This is a genomic window from bacterium, from assembly GCA_009926305.1.
GTDB lineage: Bacteria > Bdellovibrionota_C > UBA2361 > UBA2361 > RFPC01 > RFPC01.
In genome coordinates, this window is record RFPC01000001.1 from 64,614 (window position 1) to 84,594 (window position 19,981).

Here is a 19,981-nt window from a genome sequence, read left to right on the forward strand (position 1 = left end):
TTTACCGAAGAGCATGCCGCAAAATATCAACATAGCTTACCATTCCCATAAGATAGCCTTCAGCTGGCTCCACTACAGGGATTGCACCGATATCTTGCTCTAGCATTAGCTCAATAGCATCATCAATCTCATCATCGGGTCCTAGGGTAAGTGGATTACTTTGTGAGATATGAGAAATTGGTTCTTGTAGCCGTGCTCGAATCATATCCCAATCTGCTTCGAGGGCATCTGTCGGAAGCACATATCCTCTTAGCTCACGATCGCTAACAATCCCGACTAACGTTTCATCATCGAGTATTGGAAGATGGCGGCACTTTTGCTGACGCATTTTTCGAAGAGCATCTTCCACACTTTCATCAGATGTCACAGTTTCTGGAGAAGAGGTCATAATCTGAAGTAGTTTTCCTTGCATGGCATTACTCCTTTTTGAGTTCGGATAGTTCCTTGTCAGAAGACAGGCTTCTTTGTGAACAAATGAAATCAAGGGTGATCATAGAGGGGATGCTCCTTCTTGATATGAGCATTATCACCTCTTACTCAGTATCAAGCAGGTTAGAGTGGAACGTAGATTAGAGAGGTATGTTTGGAGTCAGAAAAGAAAATTAGAATTAACTTCTGGTATATCATCCTTTTTGTATGGGGATTTCTTCTATTACAGGGGATTATTCGAAGCCGATATGCCGAACTTCATCTTCCATATAGCGATTTTATAGTTGCATTAGAGCGAGGAGAGGTCGATCAATTACGTATCTCAGATAAGTATATTCATGGAGTCATTCGGGATCCCAATACTGGAGAGAGTAAGTCTTTCTCTTCTGTCCGCATTGATCCTGAGCTTGTAGAGACTGTCTCTCGGTCTGATGTGCATTTTGAGGGCATTTTTGAAAACACATTCTTTCGGGATCTTCTTGGATGGATACTTCCTACACTCTTACTGTTAGGGGGATGGGTTTTCGTAATTCGATACCTAGCGAATCGTGAAGGTTTTGGTGGTGGAGGATTTTTGGCAGTTGGAAAGAGCCGTGCGCGGATATACATGGAAGAGAGTACTCGAGTGACATTTCGTGATGTTGCAGGAGTTGATGAAGCAAAAGAAGAATTGAAAGAAATTATTACTTTTTTGAAGGAACCAAGTCGATATGGACGGCTCGGTGGTCGTTTACCAAAAGGGATACTCCTTGTGGGGCCACCTGGTACAGGAAAGACTCTGCTTGCTCGTGCAGTGGCGGGTGAAGCCGGAGTGCCATTTTTCTCAATTAGTGGTTCTGAGTTTGTTGAACTATTTGTCGGAGTTGGTGCTGCCCGTGTTCGGGATCTCTTTGAGCAGGCACGGAGTAAGGCCCCATGTATCATTTTTATTGATGAATTAGATGCGCTTGGAAAAGCGAGAGGATTTGGTGCGCCAGGTGGAGGTCATGATGAAAAAGAGCAAACACTCAATCAACTCCTTGCTGAACTTGATGGATTTGATCCAAGTGTTGGAGTCGTGTTGCTTGCAGCAACGAATAGACCAGAAATCTTAGACTCAGCCTTGCTTCGTGCAGGACGATTTGACCGACAGGTATTAGTGGATAGGCCAGATAAGCGGGGACGAGAACAAATCCTCTCTGTGCATATTAAGGGAGTTGTTCTCGGAAGAGATGTTCGACTTGAAGAACTTGCAGCGCTTACCCCTGGATTTACAGGAGCAGATCTCGCAAATCTCGTTAATGAAGCTGCGCTTTTGGCGACTCGTCGAGAAGGTATTGAGGTTGCCATGAGTGATTTTACAAATGCCATTGAGCGTATTATTGCCGGTCTGGAGAAAAAGAATCGACTATTCAATCCTAAAGAGCGAGAGATTGTAGCGTACCACGAGCTAGGACATGCACTCGTTTCTTTGGCATTACCGGGCGCGGATCCAGTGGTCAAGGTCTCGATTATTCCTCGAGGGCTTGGCTCTTTAGGGCATACCATTTCAAGACCAGTAGAAGATCGATATCTTATTTCGCGAAAAGACTTGATGAATAAAATGATTATTTTATTTGGTGGTCGAACCGCTGAGAGTATCATTTTCGGTCAGGTCTCTACTGGAGCGGCTGATGATCTCATGCAGGCAACGGAGATTGCTCGCAGTATGGTTACTCGCTACGGGATGGAAGATTCATTAGGAGCGGTAGCGTATGAAAATATTGATAGTCCCTATCTGGCAAGGGGCAATGGTACACTTTATGGATCTAGTAAGCGGTATAGCGAACAAACGGCATACAAGATTGATCAAGGGGTAAGGGAATTGGTCGAAGAGGCGATGAGAGAGGCTCGCATCATCCTCGAAGAAAGAAAAGAGCTCCTGTCTTATCTTGCAGAAATTCTTTTGGAAAGGGAAACATTTGATGGCGCGGAACTTGAAGAATTAATCACAAACTTCAAACCAATTGGACAGCATAATAATAGTAAAGCTCATGCTGGGTAGTAATGGCAGGCTGCGGTATCAAAGAAATGAGCTATCTCTTGCTTCCTGCTGTCTACTTATATCCTCCCGAGCTCGCTGAAAGAGGGACAGGAAAACCAAATAGGTTGCTGGAAGCATTGAAGAGGGGATGATTCTTGATGGACCGAGGGTTGTTCAGTTATCGACGAGGCGAGTTGAGAGATTGAAAATAGAGCCCACCGAGAGCGTCAAATTTCACGCTTCATAATCTGACCTCAAAAAAGAAGCTGGTACATTATTGCGGAGGGGTTTGAGCTCTCCTCACTTCGATGGTTATCCCTTACTGACTAACGATATTGATCAATTAGCTCTTTTTCCGTTGCTTCGTGGAATGTCAGAACCACCCAATCCGAGTTCCCGGCACGAGGTTGATGCCAAATGTTGCGTTCTACGGATGCCCACCTCTTGGAAAGTTCCAAGTTAGCCCCACTGACAAGGGAAAGAACTAAGGGATTTGAGCTATCTTTGACCTCGATTTCACCATCCCCCTCGAGGGAGACCACTCGCTGTAAACTGTTGGGATGTCGCTCTGTCTTGAATTCTGTTTGAGCCCGCAGTGAGAAAAGTCGAGCCGAGCGAATCATTTTGGGAAGATCTTCGCCAAAGATTTTAAGTGATAATGGAACTGTGCCAGCAAGTATGCTGGGATCGTCCTCCAGCTGTTGCTTGACTTGCCTGATCTGTAAAGTCAAGTCTGTCCTCCGGACTCGGTCATCTAGTATTTGAAGAAGCTCTTCTTCGCAAATCATAAGATCCTCGCTGGAAGGCATGACGGTTCGAGGGTAGGGCGGCAAATTTGCGCCAGCGTATTTGACGTCCCGCACAACTCCTTTGTTAATCTGCCACCATAGTATCTTGGCTAAAGACGTTTATGCAACTTCCATCTACCTCCTGCCACAGGGAGCTGACGTACATCCGTTCAAGTATGGAAATGGCGATTGCAAGGAAAACAGGCGTTCCTCCTCTGGATGAGCAAAGTATCCAAATTCTATTCAACTCGAATACGATATAGCCACATCATCATATGACTTCTCATACTCCCTTCAAGAGCTCTCTTTCCCTTCAGCATTCCTGATAATATTAGCGAGCCACAGAGCAGCGATGGCTCTATACATCAGGATTCGATCAGATTTACTTCTGATATTTATCTAGCATCTTCATATTTGGCACCCTTCTTATGAGGATGATCAATCCCTTCTCATGCTTTTTGAGTTAAAACGGGAAGACCCACTGAGCTTTTAGAGTAGATTTAGAGTAAAAGAGGCTAATAGGAGGGAATAATGTCAGAGCACCTAACGCCATTCGATCCACACCTCAAGAGAGGCCACTATCTACAGGATCCATATCATGATGTGAATCACGATGCTTTTCGTCTTCGCGGAAAGCTTCGAGATGGAAGCGCATGTAATACATGCAGCGTAGTTTTTCATAAGGGGTTAATGCGTTGGGCGGATGATGTCAATTCTGAGTATCCAGAAAAAGATAGGTCAAAGGGGCATTTTGAGTGTCCGGCGTGTCAGAGGGTGAGAGAGCGAATCCCAGGAGGGGTCGTAACAATCCGAGGTATGTTTTTCCATCAACACGAGGAAGAAATTCTAAACTTAATTAAATCTCTTGAACACGAAGAGCACTCTCAGCATCCGATGCAGAGGATCATATCTATGATGCCTATAAGACTCGGTCTTGAAATTACGACTACCTATGAACATCTTGCTCGACGAATTGGCGATGCTCTGCAGAGCGCTTATCATGGAGAGCTGCAAATCCAATATTCCAAAGGGGAGAAATTAGTCCGAGTAGTCTGGTGTCGCGGAGAGTGATGGCGGCCCTCTACGAGATCTTATTGACTTTCGAGTCTCGCCTCAGCTGTTGTATGAGTGGTCTCTGTATTGAACTCTAATTCACTTATTTCAACAGGTAGTTTGTCTCGGCGCCCATGAATTTTGTGGAGTGCGTTTACAAAAGCTCGGGTGGTAAGTTCAGTATGTTTCTGCTCATTTGCATAAAGTTCTCGCATCGCATTCTCAATACACTGAGAAGTATCAGAGAAGATTGATTCTTCTGAGACATCTGCTTGCTCTAGCATCAGGTACGAAAAGGCTCGCGCCATACCGCAGTTGGCAATGAAATCGGGGATCAGGGCGACTTTTCCATCGACATACTGAGTTAACGGTCCGAAGAAAATCTCTTTTTCCTCGAAAGGAACATTAGCGCCCGATGCTATGAGCTCGAGCCCTCCTTGAATCATCATATCAACGTGTTGATGGGTAACGAGCCGCGAGGCAGCAGCTGGAATAAATATCTCAGCACCGCTTTTCCAAAATTGGTCCTGAAGAGCTTGATGAGAGATTTTTTCTTTGCTGTGCAGTGCATTTCCCTGACGTGTACAAAGGAGGTCGGCAATTTCTTCAGCGGAGAAGCCGTTGGCTCGTGCCACACCACCATCTCGGTCCGTAATTGCTACAATGTTTCCGCCCATGCGTGAGAGATAGTATGCAGCACTGGCACCAACATTTCCCCATCCCTGTACAGCGATGCGCTTTCCTTCTAATGCGCCATTCCAGATTTCATAATAGTGTCGGATTGACTCTGCAACGCCATAACCGGTAATGAGGTCAGCTACCGTGAACGTATTCGGGCTCGGGGTGAAGAGCTCCGACTTTACCGGTAGGGAGACTCCTCTTCGAAGTTGTCCGATTTTATCAATCTTCCCAGTTTCAGACGGATTAAAATGCCCACACAGCACTCCCTCCTGGGGGTGAAAGACCCCGAACCGCTCGAGCCGCGGGATAACATCGCGAATCTCATCTACATTCAGGTCGCCACCTGTTCCGTAGTAGTGCTTGAGGATAGGGCTTACCGCCTTAAACCATCGATCGAGTACCTCATCTTTCCGAGGATCGTTTGGGTCAAAGTTAATACCCGACTTCGCCCCTCCGATAGTTGGGCCAGAGACGGTGAACTTAATCTCCATCGTTTTTGCGAGAGCAGTAACTTCATCGCAATCTAGACCAGGCCGCATACGGGTGCCGCCACCAGCTGCGCCGCCTCTCAGGGAGTTAATTACAAGCCAGCCTCTCGCTTCGGTTTCTCTGTCATTCCATTCAAAAATGAGTTCTGGACGAGTTTCCGCAAATGCTTGAAGTTGATCTTGAATTTTCTTCATCGTAGTTCCCCATCTCGTACGACCAGAGTGATCGCGTTTCCCAGTGAAGGCGAATGCTCTCTGCCGAGAGATTCTCCTTGCGTCCCCACCCCGTACCTTTGCAAAAAGTAGGCAAAGGAGAAAGCATTCTTAAAAAAGGATTAATTTTCTCTGATGATTCGAACAAATTCAGTAGATTATCGACACGCAGCTGGAGGCTGTTTCCCCTCAATTTTCTACTTGACTCCGGGTGAACCGTCGAATCTTTTCTCCAGCCCCTTCCAGCAGTCAAGATAGTCAGTTTGCAGCGTGGGAGCTTCAGCAGCAAAGCGGGTTACCATTTGTGGGAACCGAGTTTCAAACATAAACGCCATCGTATTTTCTAATTTTACTGGTTTCAACTCGCCTTCGGTAGCTTTTTTGAAGCCGAAGGCATCGGGTCCATGAGGTAACATCATGTTGTGCAGGCTAATGCCACCAGGGACGAATCCTTTTTCTTTCGCATCATATTGGCCGCAGATTAGTCCCATGAATTCACTCATGATGTTGCGGTGATACCATGGAGGTCGAAACGTATGTTCAGCAACCAACCACCGCGGAGGAAAGATCACAAAATCGACATTAGCAGTTCCTTGCTCCTCTGTCGGGGCTGTAAGAACTGTGAAGATCGACGGATCTGGATGATCAAAAAGTATGGCTCCCACTGGTGAGTAGCAGTTTAGGTCATACTTGTATGGTGCATAGTTGCCATGCCAAGCCACTACGTCCAAGGGTGAGTGATCAATCTCTGTCTTATAAAATTTCCCACACCACTTTACTGATAACGTGCACAGTTCTTCTTTGTCTTCGTACGCGGCAACAGGCGTCTTAAAATCTCGTGGATTTGCCAGACAATTTGCTCCGATTGGACCTCGATCTGGCAAAGAAAACTTGGCGCCATAATTTTCGCAAATATATCCTCGAGCAGACTTTCCTACTAACTCTACCTTGAAAATCATTCCACGAGGAATCACACAGATTTCTCCTGGAGTAAGCTCAATTCTTCCCATCTCGGTAAAGAGGCAGATCTCCCCATCCTGGGGCACAAACAGGAGTTCACCATCAGCGTTGAAGAAATACTCGTGTTTGTTCGTTTGATTCATCACATAGACGTGAGAACTCATTCCCGTTTGAGTCATGCAATCACCTGCGGTGGTTATGGTGCGTACACCATGCAGAAAATCTGTAGGTGTAGAGGGTATCGGGGTCGGATCCCAGCGGAGTTGACCAAGTGAAAGGGAGTGCTCGTCTTTTCCTGGAGCAGTTTTCCAAAGTGGCACTTCAATGGGATGGAACTGATTCGTGTGCCGCACTGATGGCCGAATACGGTAAAGCCAGGAGCGTTCGTTTGTGCCTCGAGGTGCTGTGAAAGGAGAGCCAGAGAGTTGTTCAGCATACAGTCCGTAGTTGCACTTCTGGGGAGAGTTTTGTCCCTGCGGAAGAGCACCTTCTAGAGACTCCGTTTCGAAATCATTGCCGAATCCAGGCATATATTTTTGTTTTTGAGCCATTACGATCTCTCCATTTTAGAATGATCATTCACCCGAGGCAGGATGCTAACTTAAGTTACCGAAAATTTTAACGTAATGGATTTTGAATGACGAGGCTATTCTTTTCTGAAATGGACGTAAGAAACCGAAAAACTTGTCGTCTTTCATTTTGTGTTGGATTAAGTCCGTACGGAATAATACAGTTACGAACGTGAAAACATCGTTCTATCAATCGGTTTCGGTGATGGGATGCATTCGTTACACGTTCGCGGGCACTGGGATGACAGGTCACGGGTTTGGGGGAGCTATTGAGAATTTGTTTCGGTATGAAGTTCCTTACTGAATCGAGGATGGGGTATCGGTCGAGGCTTGCGGTTCTTTTCCTAGGCTTTTTGAGTTGGGTCGCAATGTACTATGTGCATTCACTCGAAGCGCAAGAACGGGAAAAGCCAGGCGAAACCGAGGCTGCATCACAGATAGGCCAGCAAGAGGAGAGTGATATGAATGAAGCTGTTTTGCGGAGAAGTTGGGTCGATTTTTGTGGTCAGGATACAGAGCAGTGCGCTGCGCCTTCGAAGGATAGCCTTCGAGAGAAACTGAGCCCCCTGCAGTACTATGTTACGCAAGAAGACGGCACTGAGCGCGCCTTTCAAAATGAGTACTGGGACAATAAACGAGAAGGGATATACGTGGATATTGTCTCAGGCGAGCCACTCTTTAGCTCGAAGGATAAGTATGATTCAGGCACCGGCTGGCCAAGTTTCACCCGTCCCATTGCCGAGCAGGCATTAACCGAGAAGCAAGACCGGAAACTCTTTGTCCGTAGAACAGAAGTGCGCTCTCGGGGAGCTGACTCGCATCTCGGACATGTATTCCCCGATGGACCGAAGCCAACGGGGCTGAGGTACTGCATCAACTCAGCGGCTCTTCGATTTATTCCGAAAGAGTATTTAGCGGAAGAAGGGTATGCGGTGTATCTCCCACTGTTCGATTAAGTTGCCGACAGTAAGTGAATACATAATTGTTCCCGCAAGCAAGAAGAGATGTTAGCTAGAAGCTGATTCATATCTTTTTACCGCGACACCCCATACATAGTGAATGAGGATCCAAGTTATTCCGATGGCGGTGGCCATGCCGAGAATAAGACTCCACGTGCCTGATGAGAGGAGATAGTGCGTTGGTGCGCTTGAGACGAGGAGAATAGGAATGAAGAGCGTAAATAGCTTCTGAAAGAAGTACTGATAGATAAAATCAGGCCATCGACCGACTGCTTGCAGCTGCATACGCAGATACATCATTCCTACATTTTCAATCGTCCAAAACATGGCAGCGGATATGAGAATTTCTATAGAAACGAGGAGGGTGATTCCGAGCAGCAGGAAGAATGGGAGGAGGATCCATTGCTCTATTCCGAAAGACAGCCTAGTGCCGAAATAAATAAGTGCGCCCCATACGACCGGCGTCAGAAAGAAGTTAGAGAAGCGAATATTCCGAAAGAAAAGGATAAATAAGAGGTGTGCGGGTTTTACTAGCCAGAAGTCTAGCCTTCCAAGGCGTAAGTCCGCTGAGAACTCCCAGAAACTCATTGCGAACATCGACATGTGGAGTTGATCGATGGCGAGGAAAAATGAGACGAAAAAAAGGAATTGATCGCGGTCCCACGGGCCAATCACCTCTACATGCTCGTAGAGAAAGGCAACAACCCCGAAAGAAGAACAGTAAAAGAAGAGGTCTACCAAGATGAGTAAGATGAAATGGGTACGGAAGCTCAGAGCCTGGGCAGCACAAACAGAAACATATTGGCGATAAAGACCAGCATAATACGTAATGGTATGAGATAGAGAGCGTGCCATTACATCCCCGCTGCTGAATATAAGTGAATCCCTTTCTTCCAGAGGATTCTTCCAAAAAGCCAAATAAGAAAGATCCAGATCAGCAGTATGCAGGGAGCAGGTATCGGTAGTTGAGGGGCGGTTCCAACAAATGACTTTACTGGGATAAATGTCAGATAAGGGAAGGGCGTAAACAAGGTAATTTTTTGAGCCCACGCCGGAAAGAGCTCGAGCGGAATCACGGCCCCTGAGAGGAACGATGCGGTGATAGAAAGAATCACCCGAAGCGTCCACGTCTCCTCCAGCCAGAAAGCGAGCAAGCCGATAGCATATTGAAGGTAATACCATAAGACTCCAGCGAGTAAGGCAGTAGACACTCCCAGCATTAGCCCATGGACATCTGGAAGCGAGAGCACGCCGACACTGATCAGGAAAAAGAAAGAGAGACTTGCTATGAGAATCTGGATACTTTGCTGTCCTAAAAATGCGGCAAGGTGATATTGCCAAAACTCAAAGGGATAAATGAGATAAGATGAGATCCGTCCGAGACGAATATCCTCAGCAAGATTTCTACTGTTATAGGTTTGAGTCAGAAGTGTTACGACGAGCACCCATCCTTGGTAGGCGAGCATACTGTCTTTTGAGTATCCTCTGATTTCTTCTATGCCTTGAAGTTCGTAGAGTGATGACCACAGGTTATATTGAATTAAGAAGAATATCAGTACTGGACCGAATGTTTGAAGAAGAAAGTTCGTCTTGTATACAAGGGTATTATTTATGCTAATGGAAGCAGTCTCTTTCCACTTTCGATATTCAAGACCAAGAGTATGAACAAGAGCAGTTTTTCCCATGTTATATGCTCTGTGAATGAGTCGAGAGCTCTGGCGCAGTCGGTAAAAGGTGGGGATTCTCTAAAATTGAAGTCATCACTCTTTCTATCGGAAGTTTTTCCGATGAGAGATTCGAGATAGGGAAGCGAGCCGTAATAGCATTCAGTGTCTCGCGGAAGGCATCAGCTGAAATGCGCAGTTCAACTCTTAAGCCGTCTGGCTCCCATTCTGGATGTAGTGACTGCCATAGCGAGTCGTTCTGATCGACTGCCCTTGAGAATTCCACTTGGACATATTTCTCATGACCAAAAAGGTTTTCAAATTCAGTAAGCGTGCCATCAAAACGAGATTGTCCGTCTAGTAGCAATACGATTCGATCAGCCAATGCATGTACATCACCCATATAGTGAGATGTGAGAATAATCGTTGTTCCTCTTAATTTCTGATACTCGAGCAAGAACTTTCGAATTTTTCTTTGGGCTACAAGGTCTAGCCCGATTGTCGGTTCATCAAGAAATAATACCTCTGGTTCATGGAGGAGTGACGCCATGAGTTCAAGCTTCATGCGTTCACCAAGTGAGAGTTTTCGAACATGAATATGAAGGAGATTCTCCACGGAGAGCATTTCCGATAGTTCATGAACCCTGCGGCGGAATACCGGGGGTGCAACTTCATAGTAGTGCCCAAGGAGTTGTAGTGAGTCATAAGCGGGGATGTCCCACCACAGTTGAGACTTTTGCCCCATCACGAGACTGATCTTCTTTCTGAGTTCACGAGAGCGTGCTGAGGGTACATGCCCCAGAACCTCGACTGTGCCAGAAGAAGGAACAATGATTCCAGTGAGCATTTTCATGATCGTAGTCTTCCCTGCGCCATTTGGACCGAGAAGACCAATTATCTGTGATGAGCCAGCTTCAAATGAGAAGTTGTCTACGGCAGTAACTGTCCGATAGGTGCGGTGGAAAAAAGAACGAAGCGATCCAAGCATCCCAGCTCCTTTTTCGTAGGTCGAAAAAGACTTGCGTAATGAGTGACACTTTATAGTTGGGGGTGCTGTTGCCATGACGGACAGGATATTGAACTTTTCGCGGAAAGACCACCAGTACAAAACCGTACGACCCGACCGAATTTGAGATGAAGGAAGGTGCTAACGGGGAGAATATTTACGTTCTGTCGGGCTCTAAGTGTGACTCAAGGGATATCTGGGCTGACGCTGATATTCTCTCTTGTCCGAATTATCTCAATAATGGAAAACTTTACGGGTCTAGTCTCTTTTTTCGGTGGTGAAGTATCGTGCAGCGTTTTTCAGTTCTTGTGTTCTTTCTCTTCTTGCTCTCGTCTCTGGTTGTAGGTTGCGGAGGAGGCGGTGGCGGAGGAGGCTACGCTGGCTCCGGGAGAGTGGATCTTTCATTAGAACCAAATAGGATTGACGTCGGTGACCGAACTCGTATTAGCGTTCAGATTTCGGAGGTAAATCCAGATGGTGCGCTCCTCAAGCTCCACATTCCAGATGCGCTCAGCTACGTTTCAAACACTGGCGTGCTTTCGGTTGGCGGACAGGATTTTGACGTAGCCCCCGATATAGATGTTCTCGGCGACTCGCAGGATCGGTATCTTGTTTTCTTTTTTCTGCAGAGTGACTTCGGAGATGGTCGAAGTGGACGGTTGCGGCTGGAGTTGCAGGCCGATGCCAGTGTTGCTGATGGCTACATCGAGGTTGATATCGATGTTGATGATCCTGATGTGAATAATCTTCTTGAGTTTTCAATTGATGATCCCCGTTTTCAGGTTGATCAAGCGAAGCAAATCATTGTTGAAGACTCGTAATTGTTTAACTGGTGAGAGTTTCGTTCAGCGAGGATGGAGAATTTTCATCTGTAGAGGGGTCATTTGAATCCGCCATTTCCTGGAAGCTTTTTGGCTGTATGCCGCGGTGAAGCCACGCGAATCGGAAAATATCTATAAACATTTTCACGCTATCGGTGACGAGATTCACTTTGGATCCTGGAATATTTTGCCAGTTAATAGGCACTTCTTTAACCACGATATTTGATTTTCTTGCAAGGAAGAGCAGCTCAATATCAAAACTAAATCCGTCGCTTGTCTGATGCAAGAAAAGAAAGGAGGCTGCCTTTTGAGAAAAAAGCTTAAATCCACATTGCGTGTCAGCAATTTTCGGGAGGAGAATGATATTTACAATGCGGTTAAATATCCGCCCGATGATTTTCCTGAAGAGGAGTGCTTGAACTTCAGTCTCTTCAGATTGCATTGCTCTAGAGCCAATCGCAACATCAGCGCCACTATCGATTGCCGCGATGAGACGTTTAACTTCAGCGATTGGCGTTGAGCCATCTGCATCGGTGAAGAGAATAAGGCGGCCATGAGCATTTAGAGCTCCAGTTCTTACGGCATGACCCTTCCCATAGTTTTTCGGGAGTCTAATAAGCCGCACCTGCCTCCGAATTTTCTCGAATTTTTGTACAACTGTGGAAGTCTCATCAGAGCTGCCATCGTCTACGACTATGACTTCATAGTCCTGTCCAAAATCATCGAGAAAATCAATTGTATCAAGAAGGGTTGGTGGAAGTCGGCGTTCTTCATTAAATGCCGGAATAATAACTGAGATGAAGGGCTCTTCGTTCTCTGTATCCCCCGTGAGGTCTATATTCATATGCACAGTATGTTCATTGCAGCTATCTTCTCGGATAACTTTTTTCAAGCTCAGCTCTTCCACAGACTATCATTTCTGGTTACAGAGCAACATGCTTTCATGTATGGTTCGCTCTTGTCACTTTTGATTCGGATCCTTAGTCTAGTGATGCGGAGAGGATTCTAGAATGCGAAATTTGGCCACAGCTGAATATATACGACTTGTTGAGGCGGCTCAGCGTTCGCACCATTGGAAGCGATGGGGACCGTATCTTCCTGAGCGACAATGGGGGACTGTTCGAGAGGACTATTCCCCCGATGGCTCTTGTTGGGAGTATTTCCCTTATGAACGCTCTCGTTCACGGGTATTTCGTTGGGGGGAGGACGGGTTGCTCGGTTGGTGTGATCGAAAGTGCCGGCTCTGCTTCTCACTTTCAGTTTGGAACGGGAAGGATTCTCATCTCAAGGAGAAGTTGTTCGGGCTTACTGGCCCTCAGGGGAATCATGGAGAGGATGTTAAAGAACTTTACTATTACCTGAAGGCGCTTCCTACGTATGCCTTTGCTGAGGCTGCTTACATTTATCCTGTAAATGCCTTTCCGTACCAGATGCTAAAAGAAGAAGCATTGCGGCGGTCGCGCTACGAACCAGAGTTTGAGATTTTTGACGTACCGGAGCTATTTGAATCCGGATACTTTGATATTCGCATCCGGTATTCCAAGGGGTCACCGAACGATACGTTGGTGGAGATTGTGGTAAAAAATATCTCCTCAGCACCTCAGGTATTACACCTGATACCGTCGCTTTGGTTCCGAAATACATGGAGTTGGGGAAGGACGGGAGAAGCGTTTGGCCCGGAACCATTTCTTCGGGCGGACGGAGAGAATATCGCGACTGCGCACCATGAGACTCTTGGAGACTATCGTTTTGCCTTTGATCAATCTGTGCAGGATGGGGAGTTTCTGTGGACGAATAACGAAACAAATTTTGAAAAGCTTTTTCATGAGGCAAGCCCGACGCCGTATGTAAAAGATGCCTTTCACCGTTATCTTGTTGATGGGGAAGTCACTGCTATCAATAGCGAGTCCCAAGGCACAAAACTAGGGGTGCATACCGCTCTGGACCTTAAGCCGGATGAGGAGCGCATTCTGCGATATCGGCTAACAAAAGAGAGTGAGTTCTCTGGAATAGACTTTGGAGAGGCGTTTCAAAGGACGTTCAGTGCTCGAGAGGGAGAGTGTAGCGAGTTTTATCGTAGTGTCATTCGGCCTGAGACAACTGATGCGCATCGTAAAATTGCTGAGCAAGCCTATAGCGGTTTGCTCTGGTCGAAGCAGTTTTACTACTACTCCGTTTATGAGTGGATGAAGGGCGATCCCTCTCAGCCGAAACCTGCCGAAGAGCGTAAGGATAAGCGTAATAGAGAATGGAAGCATCTGTACAATATGGATGTCATCTCAGTGCCGGATAAGTGGGAATATCCATGGTATGCCGCATGGGATCTTGCTTTTCATGCACTGGGCTATGCGCGAGTCGATCCTGATTACGCGAAGGGGCAATTATTGCTGCTCTTGAGAGAGTGGTACATGCACCCTAACGGTCAGATCCCTGCTTATGAATTTGCATTTTCGGATGTAAATCCACCAGTTCATGCGTGGGCTTGTTGGCGTGTCTATAAAATGACAGGTGCCAGAGGGAAAAGAGATCGTGAATTCTTAGAGAGAGTATTCCACAAGCTCCTCATTAACTTTACATGGTGGGTAAATCGGAAAGATGTTCGCGGAAATAATCTTTTTACTGGGGGATTTCTTGGACTCGATAATATCGGAGTATTTGATCGCTCAGGACCAGCTCCGCTTGATGGGCACTTAGAGCAGTCCGATGCGACAGCATGGATGGCATTTTATTGCGGCACAATGCTGTCGATGGCACTGGAGCTCGCTAGAGAAGAGCGCTCATATTCTGACATTGCCTCAAAATTCTTCGAGCACTTTGTAATGATTACCGACTCGATGAATACGCTCGGTGGAACTGGATTATGGGATGATACGGATGGATTTTACTATGACCAGTTGCAGCTTGATGAAGAGGCGCATCTCCTTAAGATTCGTTCTTTAGTAGGACTGATACCAATAATCGCTGTCGAGATTCTTGATGATCGTGTTGTTGACTCTCTGCCTGGTTTCAAGAAGCGATTAGAGTGGTTTTTAAAGCATCGGTCGGATCTTGCAAAGCACATTACATACCTTGAGCACTCTGGGCCAGAACACTACGGGAAAAGATTACTTGCCCTCCCATCGCGCGATCGTCTTCAGAGTATTCTGGAATATGTATTGAATGAGGATGAGTTCTTGTCGCCTTATGGTATTCGCTCTCTCTCTCGCTATCATCATGACCATCCGTATGTATTCGATCTCCTGTCCCAGCAGGAATCGTCGTTGTCTGAGGATCTTGAAAGTCGGCATCTTGAGGTTTCGTATACCCCGGGCGAGTCTAACAGTCTTATGTTTGGGGGGAATTCAAATTGGCGCGGCCCCGTATGGCTACCGACAAATTACCTCATTATTGAAGCGCTTGAGAAATATCACCATTTCTATGGAGATTCCTTTCAAGTCGAGTTCCCGCGAGGCTCAGGGAAGATGATGAATCTTCTTCAGGCAAGCCAGGAGATTTCTCGCCGACTTATTGCCCTTTTTGAAGAGGATGAGACGGGCAAAAGACCTTACATGGGAAGTGCGCCTCACCCGATTGTGCATTCAAGAGAGCAGCGGGGCAGGGTACTCTTTTCAGAATACTTCCATGGTGATACTGGCCAAGGTTTGGGAGCGAGTCACCAGACTGGTTGGACTGCGCTTGTGGCACTCTTAATAGAAAAAGTTTCAAGGGCGGAAGAAGAGAGCAGGGGAGTTATCGGTGAGCAACTTTCGCTTCGGTCTTAGGCTATTTTATCCCAGAGTCCCGAGTATCGGCCGAAAGCAGCGGATTTGATGAGCCGTAAAAGGGATACTTTTTGTTTGTGGGCTATGGTTCGAGTAAGCGTCATAGTATGAAAGTTAAGGTGTATTGAGAAAGGAAACGAGATGGTTAAGCAAATTGTTCGAAGAGCTGGCAGTGCTAGGAAGGGAACCAAAAAAGTGAAAACACTTCCACAGTGGAGTTTGTCGGATTTGTATACTTCTCCGGATGATAAAAAGATTTCCTCTGACTTACGAAAAGCAAAAAAACAAGCTGAGGCTTTTCGGCGAAAATACGCAGGGACACTGGCGAAGGTGTCACGCTCACCAGTGCGCTTTAAGAATTTATTAGCAGAGTACGAAGCCATTATGTTGCTGGCCTCTAAGCCCTATCATTATGCATCTTTGCTTTTTGCTGAATCAGCTTTGGAAACCGGCAGAGGGGGGCTATTACAAATGGCCCGAACCCGTTACGTCGAGATTGTTAATCTATTGGCGTTCTTCCATCCTGAGGTCCTCTCTATCTCGAAGCAGCGCTTGCGCCAACTTTCTTCGGCAAGCTCGCTGAGTGCTTACAAAAACTATCTGATCCAGCTTATACGTTATCAGAAGCACGAGTTGCCTGAGCGAGATAAACAAATATTCAGCGATATGAGCTTATCAGGAAAAGATGCTGTCATGCGCATGTTCGATGAAGAGTTTGCGAGTCGCTTGTATGAGTTGCCCATTGGCAGGGGAAAGGGAAGACAGCTCGGTCTGGAAGAGATTTTAGAGCTCCTCCACAGTCCAGATCGAGATCTTCGGAGACGAGCTCAAAAAGGATTCTCTCAAGGACTTAAGGAAGATGCCAGGAGGCTGACCCTATGTTTCAATACCCTTTTGCAGGATAAGCAGATTCGTGATCGATACCATCGATTTAGCTCTCCTGAGGAATCGCGACACTTAGAGAACCAGATTTCACCTCAGGCTGCTGAAAGTCTGGTAAGAGCAGCCAAGCAGAGCTATCGCGATGTAAAGCGATTTTATGAATTTAAACGTCAGTTATTGGGTTACAAGGAGCTCTTTGACTATGACCGCTATGCTCCTTTAGGGAAAACAAAGAAGATCCCATGGAAAAAGGCGCAAGAGTGGGTAGAGGAGGCATTTGAAGAGTTTCATCCTGAATGCGGTCGTATTGCCCGTGAGTTCTTTGATAAGGGGTGGATTGATGCAGCAGCTCGACCAGGGAAGAGGGGGGGAGCATTTTGCTCTTTTGTAACTCCTGACCTTCATCCGTATGTATTTTTGAACTATGGAGGAACCGAGCGTGATGTGTTTACCCTTGCGCACGAACTTGGCCATGCGATTCATGCATATCTTATGCGGGAGCAGTCCTACCTGAGCTTTGATACCCCATTGACCATAGCAGAGACCGCCAGTGTATTTGCAGAGCTTCTCTTGTATGAGTCGCTCATGAAGAAAACTCGAGATGCATCAGCGAGATTAGCAATGAGCATTCGTCATGTTGAAAACATTATCGCGACTGTTCACCGACAGATAGCAATGTTTCAATTTGAAAGAGATATTCATGCAGCTCGTGAAAAGGGTGAATTGGCAACGGAGACTTTTAATGCCTTATGGAGGGTTCGCCAACAAGAAATGTTTAAGGGAGCAGTGACACTTACCGAAGAATATGATTACTGGTGGAGCTATATTCCACACTTTATCCACAGTCCCTTCTACGTTTATGCATATTCCTTCGGACAGCTGCTGGCGCTTGGATTGTTTGAGCGGTACCAGGATTCCCGAAAAAATTTTCCTGAGAAATATCTTGATTTCTTGAAAGCTGGGAATTCGCGCTCTCCCCAACAACTTGGCCGTTCACTTGGAATAAATCTTTCTCGCCCAGAAATTTGGCAGCAAGGAGTCCTTGCGTTTCGAAAGCGAGTGAAGGCAGCGATAGACCTCGCCTAGAAACTTGAGAAGAAGTGCGATGAGAGAGATCTGATGAACCGAGAAAGAAAGAATCTGGTTGTGCTTTCTGGCGCTGGAATCTCTCGAGAGAGTGGTCTTCAAACGTTCAGGGATGGAGATGGACTTTGGGAAGGATATGACGTACAGCAGGTGGCTACCCCAGAGGCATGGGAGCGGTCACCATCGCTTGTTCGACGGTTCTACGATGAGCGGCGGAAAGCAGTGCTTGAAGCTGAGCCAAACCTTGCTCACCAGGTCTTGGTGTCGTTGGAGGAGTCTTTTCGGGTCGTAATCATCACTCAAAATATCGATGATCTCCATGAAAGAGCGGGAAGCTCTCATGTCCTCCACTTACACGGAGAGATTCTGAAAGCCCAGAGTTCTGTTGATGCCTCACTTGTTTATCCCATCGATGGTCCGCACCTTTCGCCATCCGCTGTGTGTCAGCATGGACACCCCCTCCGTCCTCATGTTGTATGGTTTGGAGAGCCGGTTCCGATGATGGAAGTGGCAAGTGCCGAGGCCCAGAAGGCTGATATTTTTGTTGTTGTGGGGACCTCCCTCACCGTCTATCCCGCCGCAGAGCTTATCGAGCATATTCCCGCAACAGCGCTCTTGTATTGTGTCGACCCAGTTATTCCAACGCTTTCTGCGCGAGTTGCTTCGAGAGTAAAAACTATTGAGGAGCCCGCATCGAGAGGCTTGGCACAGCTAAAAGACATCTTGGCACTGGAGGTGCTCCACTCTTAGAGTGGTGGGAAGAAGGAGCGAATCCGCTCTCAGCCCCGATTTTTAGGGCTTTTTTGACATTTTTTTAAAAAAAAAGAGTTGCGTTATCTCGTAAATTTTGGTCTTTATCATGATGAAACCCTTAATTTACGGGGTTTTTAGAGGTTTATGAGCATTAGGTCCGTATATTGGTGCTTGTATCGGTAGTCAAAGCGTCTGGAGTGGTCTGGATTCCCTGCTTTCTCTGCCGGTGTTGTGACCAGAAAATGTATGTTCCGTAGGAGCTATGTCCCTCTGGGATAGGGGCTCCTTTCAGAGGTTGAGGGTAGCGCCAGTGGATTGGAGTGCTGTGCAGAGACAGTGTCTGTGTACATGAACCCTACGGAAACTTGGCGCGAAATTCCCTGTTTGTAAGGAAAACGCTCAATAGTCGGTTTTTTAGTGCTTTAGGTTTTGCTCCGTATGATGGATGCATACTTGTTTCGAGAAAGAGCTTTTGTCTTTAGTACGTTAAACGGCCGTTTGTGCTTTGAGTGCTAGTGGGTCATTTGAGTACTACTGGGTCAACGGAGGTTCCCCGAGCGACTTTGGCTAATCTCAAGGAGTATGGATTCTAAATGTGATTCCCAGACGTTTTTCATTAACCCGTGTAAAAAAATTTTAGGAGTAACATTCCTATGGCAAGAAGAGCCGCAACAAGAAGCACCGCTTCTAAGAAAAAAACAACGAAGAAGAAAGCAGCAGCGAAGAAAACTACTGCTTCTAAGAAAAAAGCAACCAAGAAGACAGTAGCGAAGAAGAAGCCAGCAGCGAAGAAGAAAGCTGTAGCTAAGAAAGCTCCTGCGAAGAAGGTTGCAAAGCCAGCACCAAAGCCAGTAGTAAAGGCAACAAAGGCGACAAAGCCGAAGAATGCTTCTACTTTAAGCTACACGCAGTCGGAGTTCGTTGAGAATCTCAGAGCCTTCTGTGGCCTAGAGAAAAAGTCTCAAGCAAAGGAGCTTTGGGAAGATATGTCTGGTTTTTTCCTAGACGCTCTTAAGCGAGGATACCGCATCCCTCTTGTTAACCTTGGCAAGATGTACGTGCGAAAGTCTAAGGCGCGCATGGGACGAAATCCTGCAACTGGTGAGATTATCCAAATTGCAGCAAAGAAGCGTGTTCGTTTCACTGCTTCAAAGTCTTTGAAGGATAATGTTCTTTCCTAAAGACGGTTTGTGCTCCTCACGTTTTGCTCTCAGAATGTAGGGCGTACGCGGTGGGGAGTGCGTAATAAAGGGAGTCGCTTTTACATAGAGAGCGGCTCCTTTTTTTTTGTGCTCATCGCAATCAATATACGCCACCTGTTCGAGGCCTTGTTCTTTTAACTAAGATTGGTCCGTCTATTGGAGGATTGGATGAACAACGCATCCTATCAAAAAGGCCTCTTTAAAGCGGGATAGCTCGGTTGCGGTGGGGATGGTGCAGCTGATTGTCTATGACTATCATTTTCACTCTCATTTTGTTTGTCGACTCCTGGTTGAGAGGAGTTGGGAGGGAAGTAGTTCTTTTTCTCGCCACCAAGGTTTTGCCCGGTCACAGGATTGATGCTGGTGAAGGACATTGACGCGCCTCCAAAGCCCGCTCGACGTAAGACGGGTGGGGGAGTCGAGATTGACTCAATTCCGCTGTCTTTGTCGCCTTCAGATAACTCTGGGTTGGCTTCTTCAACTTCTTTTCTTCCTTCATCGCGCTTCTTCTTGATCTCTTCAGCGCGCTTTGCTTTGAGCTTTCTATCTTTCTTTGCTTTTTTTGCTTTGTCTTGGCGTTCTAGCTCTTTCTTCTTTCGTTCTTGTTCGGCTTTTTTGCGTGGATCGTCACTTGAGCCCCACATGGGAACCTCCTCTAATACTT

At 46.6% G+C, this 19,981-nt stretch carries 16 protein-coding genes and 1 pseudogene; 8 read left to right on the forward strand and 9 right to left on the reverse strand.

All coding sequences use genetic code 11. The annotated features are described in order from the left end of the window. Window position 1: 1 nt before the first annotated feature. Window positions 2-412, reverse strand: coding sequence for a CBS domain-containing protein (locus EBR25_00285; GenBank protein ID NBW39419.1), 411 nt, complete (start codon window positions 410-412; stop codon window positions 2-4). Between the two features lie 171 nt (window positions 413-583). Here EBR25_00285 and EBR25_00290 point away from each other — a divergent pair, with 171 nt between their 5' ends. Next, window positions 584-2,452, forward strand: coding sequence for an ATP-dependent metallopeptidase FtsH/Yme1/Tma family protein (locus EBR25_00290; GenBank protein ID NBW39420.1), 1,869 nt, complete (start codon window positions 584-586; stop codon window positions 2,450-2,452). 305 nt (window positions 2,453-2,757) lie between these two features. Here EBR25_00290 and EBR25_00295 read toward each other — a convergent pair whose 3' ends face one another. Beyond that, a complete protein-coding gene (locus EBR25_00295; GenBank protein NBW39421.1) occupies window positions 2,758-3,219 on the reverse strand; it encodes a hypothetical protein in 462 nt (153 codons plus the stop codon). A 531-nt stretch (window positions 3,220-3,750) separates the two neighbouring features. On the opposite strand from EBR25_00295, the gene EBR25_00300 reads away from it, so the two are divergent. Beyond that, window positions 3,751-4,290 carry an ATPase gene (locus EBR25_00300; protein NBW39422.1) on the forward strand — a complete coding sequence of 180 codons (540 nt, stop codon included), beginning with the start codon at window positions 3,751-3,753 and terminating at the stop codon, window positions 4,288-4,290. A 20-nt stretch (window positions 4,291-4,310) separates the two neighbouring features. On the opposite strand, the gene EBR25_00305 is transcribed toward EBR25_00300, so the two are convergent. Beyond that, complete coding sequence (locus EBR25_00305) at window positions 4,311-5,636, reverse strand: Glu/Leu/Phe/Val dehydrogenase (protein ID NBW39423.1); 1,326 nt, start codon at window positions 5,634-5,636, stop codon at window positions 4,311-4,313. A gap of 215 nt (window positions 5,637-5,851) precedes the next feature. Then, window positions 5,852-7,165, reverse strand: coding sequence for a homogentisate 1,2-dioxygenase (locus tag EBR25_00310; protein ID NBW39424.1), 1,314 nt, complete (start codon window positions 7,163-7,165; stop codon window positions 5,852-5,854). A 305-nt stretch (window positions 7,166-7,470) separates the two neighbouring features. On the opposite strand from EBR25_00310, the gene msrB reads away from it, so the two are divergent. Then, window positions 7,471-8,139, forward strand: a complete 669-nt coding sequence (msrB, locus tag EBR25_00315) for a peptide-methionine (R)-S-oxide reductase (protein NBW39425.1) — start codon at window positions 7,471-7,473, stop codon at window positions 8,137-8,139. A gap of 51 nt (window positions 8,140-8,190) precedes the next feature. Here msrB and EBR25_00320 read toward each other — a convergent pair whose 3' ends face one another. The 3 genes from EBR25_00320 to EBR25_00330 are packed head-to-tail and all read right to left on the reverse strand — an operon-like array spanning window position 8,191 to window position 10,869. Beyond that, complete coding sequence (locus tag EBR25_00320; protein NBW39426.1) at window positions 8,191-8,997, reverse strand: hypothetical protein; 807 nt, start codon at window positions 8,995-8,997, stop codon at window positions 8,191-8,193. After that, window positions 8,997-9,827: a hypothetical protein gene (locus tag EBR25_00325; protein NBW39427.1), complete on the reverse strand. Its 831-nt coding sequence runs from the start codon at window positions 9,825-9,827 to the stop codon at window positions 8,997-8,999. Before EBR25_00325 ends, EBR25_00320 begins: the two co-directional genes overlap by 1 nt. A gap of 1 nt (window position 9,828) precedes the next feature. After that, complete coding sequence (locus tag EBR25_00330) at window positions 9,829-10,869, reverse strand: ATP-binding cassette domain-containing protein (GenBank protein NBW39428.1); 1,041 nt, start codon at window positions 10,867-10,869, stop codon at window positions 9,829-9,831. Window positions 10,870-11,099: 230 nt separating this feature from the next. Between EBR25_00330 and EBR25_00335 the strand changes: the two genes are divergently transcribed. Then, window positions 11,100-11,633, forward strand: coding sequence for a hypothetical protein (locus tag EBR25_00335; GenBank protein NBW39429.1), 534 nt, complete (start codon window positions 11,100-11,102; stop codon window positions 11,631-11,633). Between the two features lie 4 nt (window positions 11,634-11,637). On the opposite strand, the gene EBR25_00340 is transcribed toward EBR25_00335, so the two are convergent. Continuing rightward, the gene (locus tag EBR25_00340) at window positions 11,638-12,540 is read right to left on the reverse strand and encodes a glycosyltransferase family 2 protein (GenBank protein ID NBW39430.1); all 903 of its coding nucleotides are present in this window, start codon (window positions 12,538-12,540) and stop codon (window positions 11,638-11,640) included. Between the two features lie 103 nt (window positions 12,541-12,643). Here EBR25_00340 and EBR25_00345 point away from each other — a divergent pair, with 103 nt between their 5' ends. The 4 genes and pseudogenes from EBR25_00345 to EBR25_00360 all read left to right on the forward strand — a co-directional run bounded on the left by EBR25_00345 (window position 12,644) and on the right by EBR25_00360 (window position 19,296). Next, complete coding sequence (locus EBR25_00345; GenBank protein NBW39431.1) at window positions 12,644-15,394, forward strand: glucosidase; 2,751 nt, start codon at window positions 12,644-12,646, stop codon at window positions 15,392-15,394. Between the two features lie 141 nt (window positions 15,395-15,535). After that, on the forward strand, window positions 15,536-17,362 hold the full coding sequence (locus EBR25_00350; protein NBW39432.1) for a M3 family oligoendopeptidase: 1,827 nt from the start codon (window positions 15,536-15,538) through the stop codon (window positions 17,360-17,362). 33 nt (window positions 17,363-17,395) lie between these two features. After that, window positions 17,396-18,112, forward strand: a complete 717-nt coding sequence (locus EBR25_00355; GenBank protein ID NBW39433.1) for an NAD-dependent deacylase — start codon at window positions 17,396-17,398, stop codon at window positions 18,110-18,112. A 1,013-nt stretch (window positions 18,113-19,125) separates the two neighbouring features. Further along, window positions 19,126-19,296 (forward strand): annotated as a pseudogene (locus EBR25_00360) (HU family DNA-binding protein). A gap of 206 nt (window positions 19,297-19,502) precedes the next feature. Here EBR25_00360 and EBR25_00365 read toward each other — a convergent pair. Further along, window positions 19,503-19,961 (reverse strand): hypothetical protein, encoded by a 459-nt coding sequence (locus EBR25_00365; protein ID NBW39434.1) that lies wholly within the window; start codon window positions 19,959-19,961, stop codon window positions 19,503-19,505. Between the last annotated feature and the right edge of the window lie 20 nt (window positions 19,962-19,981).

Excerpts from the sequence above, each read along its gene's own strand:
- EBR25_00330 (NBW39428.1), bottom strand. The coding sequence starts at position 10,869 with ATGGCAACAGCACCCCCAACTATAAAGTGTCACTCATTACGCAAGTCT.
- EBR25_00305 (NBW39423.1), bottom strand. The coding sequence starts at position 5,636 with ATGAAGAAAATTCAAGATCAACTTCAAGCATTTGCGGAAACTCGTCCA.
- EBR25_00300 (NBW39422.1), top strand. The coding sequence starts at position 3,751 with ATGTCAGAGCACCTAACGCCATTCGATCCACACCTCAAGAGAGGCCAC.
- EBR25_00320 (NBW39426.1), bottom strand. The coding sequence starts at position 8,997 with ATGGCACGCTCTCTATCTCATACCATTACGTATTATGCTGGTCTTTAT.
- msrB (NBW39425.1), top strand. The coding sequence starts at position 7,471 with ATGAAGTTCCTTACTGAATCGAGGATGGGGTATCGGTCGAGGCTTGCG.
- EBR25_00350 (NBW39432.1), top strand. The coding sequence starts at position 15,536 with ATGGTTAAGCAAATTGTTCGAAGAGCTGGCAGTGCTAGGAAGGGAACC.
- EBR25_00310 (NBW39424.1), bottom strand. The coding sequence starts at position 7,165 with ATGGCTCAAAAACAAAAATATATGCCTGGATTCGGCAATGATTTCGAA.
- EBR25_00285 (NBW39419.1), bottom strand. The coding sequence starts at position 412 with ATGCAAGGAAAACTACTTCAGATTATGACCTCTTCTCCAGAAACTGTG.
- EBR25_00325 (NBW39427.1), bottom strand. The coding sequence starts at position 9,827 with ATGGGAAAAACTGCTCTTGTTCATACTCTTGGTCTTGAATATCGAAAG.
- EBR25_00355 (NBW39433.1), top strand. The coding sequence starts at position 17,396 with ATGAACCGAGAAAGAAAGAATCTGGTTGTGCTTTCTGGCGCTGGAATC.
- EBR25_00295 (NBW39421.1), bottom strand. The coding sequence starts at position 3,219 with ATGATTTGCGAAGAAGAGCTTCTTCAAATACTAGATGACCGAGTCCGG.
- EBR25_00365 (NBW39434.1), bottom strand. The coding sequence starts at position 19,961 with ATGTGGGGCTCAAGTGACGATCCACGCAAAAAAGCCGAACAAGAACGA.
- EBR25_00345 (NBW39431.1), top strand. The coding sequence starts at position 12,644 with ATGCGAAATTTGGCCACAGCTGAATATATACGACTTGTTGAGGCGGCT.